Consider the following 2,925-nt stretch of genomic DNA (forward strand, 5'->3'; position numbering starts at 1 on the left):
ATCGCCGCCGCCGTCGAGCGCCGCCATCCGTCCGACCGCCCGCGGCCGGTGAAGGCGCCGCCCAAGCCCTGGCCGCAGCGCCTCGTCGACTGGTACCTGGGCTGGTTCGCCGCGATATTCAACGGCACCTTGTTCCCGCCGCCCAAGCCCCGTGCGCGCGGCCCGCGCGCCAAGCGGTGAGCGCCCGGCCTCCTCATGGCGACGTGGCGGTCGTCGTGAGCGGAATGTGAGCGTGACGTGAGCGTGGCGTTGGTCTGATGTGAGTCCGCTGTCATGCGGCGGTGCGCCGGGCGTGATGCAAACGAACTCGATGTAACTCGTTGATTTGCTTATAGAATTGGCGCCTCAACGGCCACCTCGCGGTGGCCGCTTCGTTTTTGCGCCGAGCGAGACCCAGGCTCGTCGGCGACTGCTTTCCGCCGATTCCCGATTCCCGATGGCCTCTCGCCTGTTCCCGCTGGACGCGCTGCGCGCCACCGCCGCGCAACTGATCGTGTTGCATCACCTGTCGGTCTACGGACCGATCGCGGAAGCCATGCACCGGCTGTTCCCGCTGCTGACCGGCTGGCTCTACGACTACGGGCGCATGGCGGTGCAGGTCTTCCTGGTGCTGGGCGGCTACCTGAGCGCGCGGGCGCTCGCGGCGCAGGAGCCGCAGCTGCGCCGCTCGGCGCCGGCGCTGCTGGCCCAGCGCTACTGGCGCCTGGTGCCGCCGTTCATGGCCGCCGTCGGGCTGACGTTGCTGAGTTCCTGGCTGGTGGCGCCCCTGCTGCCGGACCTGGTGCCGGAACAGGTGGAACTGGCGCAGATCCTGGCCCATGCGCTGCTGCTGCAGGACCTGCTGCCGGTCGAGGCGCTCACCGTCGGCGCCTGGTACGTGGCGATCGACTTCCAGCTCTTCGCGCTGCTGCTGCTGGTGATGTGGGGCCTGCGCTGCCTGCCGCTGCCCGGCGCCAGACGCCAGGAGCTCGCGCTGGCGCTGGTCGGTGCCCTGTGCGCGGCGTCGCTGCTCCAGTTCAACCGGATGGCCGAGCTGGACGCCTGTGCCATCTACTTCTTCGGCGCCTATGGCCTGGGCGTGCTGCTCTGCTGGTGCCAGGGCTGGACGCCGCGGGCGCGCCGCGCCGGGCTGCTGGCGCTGGGCGGCTTGATGGCTGTCTCCGCGTCCGGGGGCGATCCGCTGGACCGCCGCATGGCCGCGCGACCGGCGGCGGTCATCGCGCTGTGGCACCGCGGCACGCTGCCGGCGTGGTTCCAGCGGCACGGCCAGGCGCCGGTGCAGACGCTGGCGCGCCATGCCTACGCGCTCTTCCTGGTGCACTTCCCGGTCTGCCTGCTGGTGAACGCGATCTACGAGCACCGCGCCGAGAGCCCTGCCCTGATGCTGGACGCGCTCGCGCCGCTCGCGCCGCTCGCGCTGCTGGCGGCCTGGCTGCTGAGCAACATGGCGGCGGTGCCTTTCCATCGCTGGATCGAGGCGCCGCTGCTGCGCTGGCGGCCGCGCGCCGCGGCGCTGCCGCAGGGCGTCGCGCTGCGCTGAGGGCGTTCGTCGCGTCCGGGCGCGGCAGGCCCGACGTCCGCTAGGCCCAGTTCTCGCGCGCGTTCTCGCGCCGTTGCAGGTCGGCGAGCGTCTTGCCCGGTTCGTCGCGGAAACGCTCCTCCAGCAGTTCCAGCTGCTGCACCCGGTCGACGCGGAAGCTGCGGAAGTCCTCGCGCAGCTCGCACCAGGCCGAGAAGGTCCACACCGGTCCCCAGAAGAAGCAGGCCAGCGGCCGCACGACGCGGGAGCTGGTCTGCTCGCTCAGGTCGAGGTAGTGCAGCCGCAGCTTGGTGCGGGACTCGGTGGCCAGGCGCAGCTGCGTCAGGCGCTCGCGGGTGGCGTTGTCCAGGCCGCGCTGCGGCGCGTAGACGGTGAGGCTCTCCGCGGCGGCGCGCGCCGAGCCGGGCAGCACCGCGAAGATCTTGCCGAGCGCCTCCTCGGCGCGCTGCCCGAGCACGGCGTCGAGCTGCGGCTGGGCCAGCCGCACCGCGGCGACCAGCGATTGGGCTTCCTCGGCGCTGAACATCAGCGGCGGCAGTTCGAAGCCGACCCGCATCCGATAACCGACGCCCGCCTCGCCATCGATCGGTACGCCCTGCTGCTGCAGCGCGGCCACGTCGCGATAGACGGTGCGGATCGAGACCTCCAGCCGCTGGGACAGGAACTCGGCCGTCGTGAGACGCGCCCACGGATGAGTTGGACGATCTGGAACAGGCGGTCGGCGCGGCGCATCCCACCATTGTCAGCGATGGGCCCCACCTATCCGAGTCGTCATCCCCGCTACGATGTGCCGCATGGCTGACCCACATGTTGCGCTTCCCCATGTCGTGATCATTGGTTGCGGGTTCGGTGGCCTGGAGGCCACCAAGGTCCTCGACGGTGCCCCGGTCCGCATCACCTTGATCGACCGCAGCAACCACCACCTGTTCCAGCCGCTGCTGTACCAGGTCGCGACGGCCGGCCTCACCGCGCCGTCGATCGCATCGCCGATCCGGCACATGCGACGCCACCAGCGCAACCTCACGGTGCTGATGGCCGAGGTCGACACCATCGATGTCCAGGCCCGCGAGGTCGTGCTCGGCGACGGCCAGCGCCTGCGCTACGACCACCTGATCGCCGCCGCCGGCGCGACGCACAGCTACTTCGGCAACGACCAGTGGCAGGCCCATGCGCCGGGCCTCAAGACGCTGGCCGACGCCTTCCAGCTGCGCGCGCGATTGCTGAGCGCCTTCGAACGCGCCGAGACCCTGCCTGATCCCGCCGACCGCGCGCCCTGGCTCAACTTCGTCGTCATCGGCGGCGGGCCCACCGGCGTGGAGATGGCCGGCACGCTGGCCGAGATCGCCCGCCACACGCTGCGTGACGAGTTCCGCCGCATCGATCCG

Annotated in this window: 4 protein-coding genes; 3 read left to right on the forward strand and 1 reads right to left on the reverse strand. The window is 71.3% G+C overall.

The genetic code is table 11. The features are described from left to right. Together FUT87_RS29155 and FUT87_RS21435 are read left to right on the forward strand one after the other, a co-directional pair. Positions 1-180 (forward strand): hypothetical protein (locus FUT87_RS29155; RefSeq protein WP_186830680.1); only part of this gene is annotated, 180 nt, incomplete at its 5' end. 256 nt (positions 181-436) lie between these two features. After that, positions 437-1,540: an acyltransferase gene (locus FUT87_RS21435; RefSeq protein WP_147242328.1), complete on the forward strand. Its 1,104-nt coding sequence runs from the start codon at positions 437-439 to the stop codon at positions 1,538-1,540. A 40-nt stretch (positions 1,541-1,580) separates the two neighbouring features. Here FUT87_RS21435 and FUT87_RS21440 read toward each other — a convergent pair whose 3' ends face one another. Beyond that, a complete protein-coding gene (locus FUT87_RS21440) occupies positions 1,581-2,201 on the reverse strand; it encodes a helix-turn-helix transcriptional regulator (RefSeq protein ID WP_404935427.1) in 621 nt (206 codons plus the stop codon). Between the two features lie 133 nt (positions 2,202-2,334). Between FUT87_RS21440 and FUT87_RS21445 the strand changes: the two genes are divergently transcribed. Beyond that, positions 2,335-2,925: NAD(P)/FAD-dependent oxidoreductase (locus FUT87_RS21445; protein WP_186830681.1), on the forward strand; the 591-nt coding region annotated here is incomplete at its 3' end.

Source organism: Mitsuaria sp. TWR114, assembly GCF_007997345.1.

Bases quoted from the DNA above. Each gene is read 5' to 3' on its own strand.
- FUT87_RS21435 (WP_147242328.1), top strand. From the start codon at position 437: ATGGCCTCTCGCCTGTTCCCGCTGGACGCGCTGCGCGCCACCGCCGCG.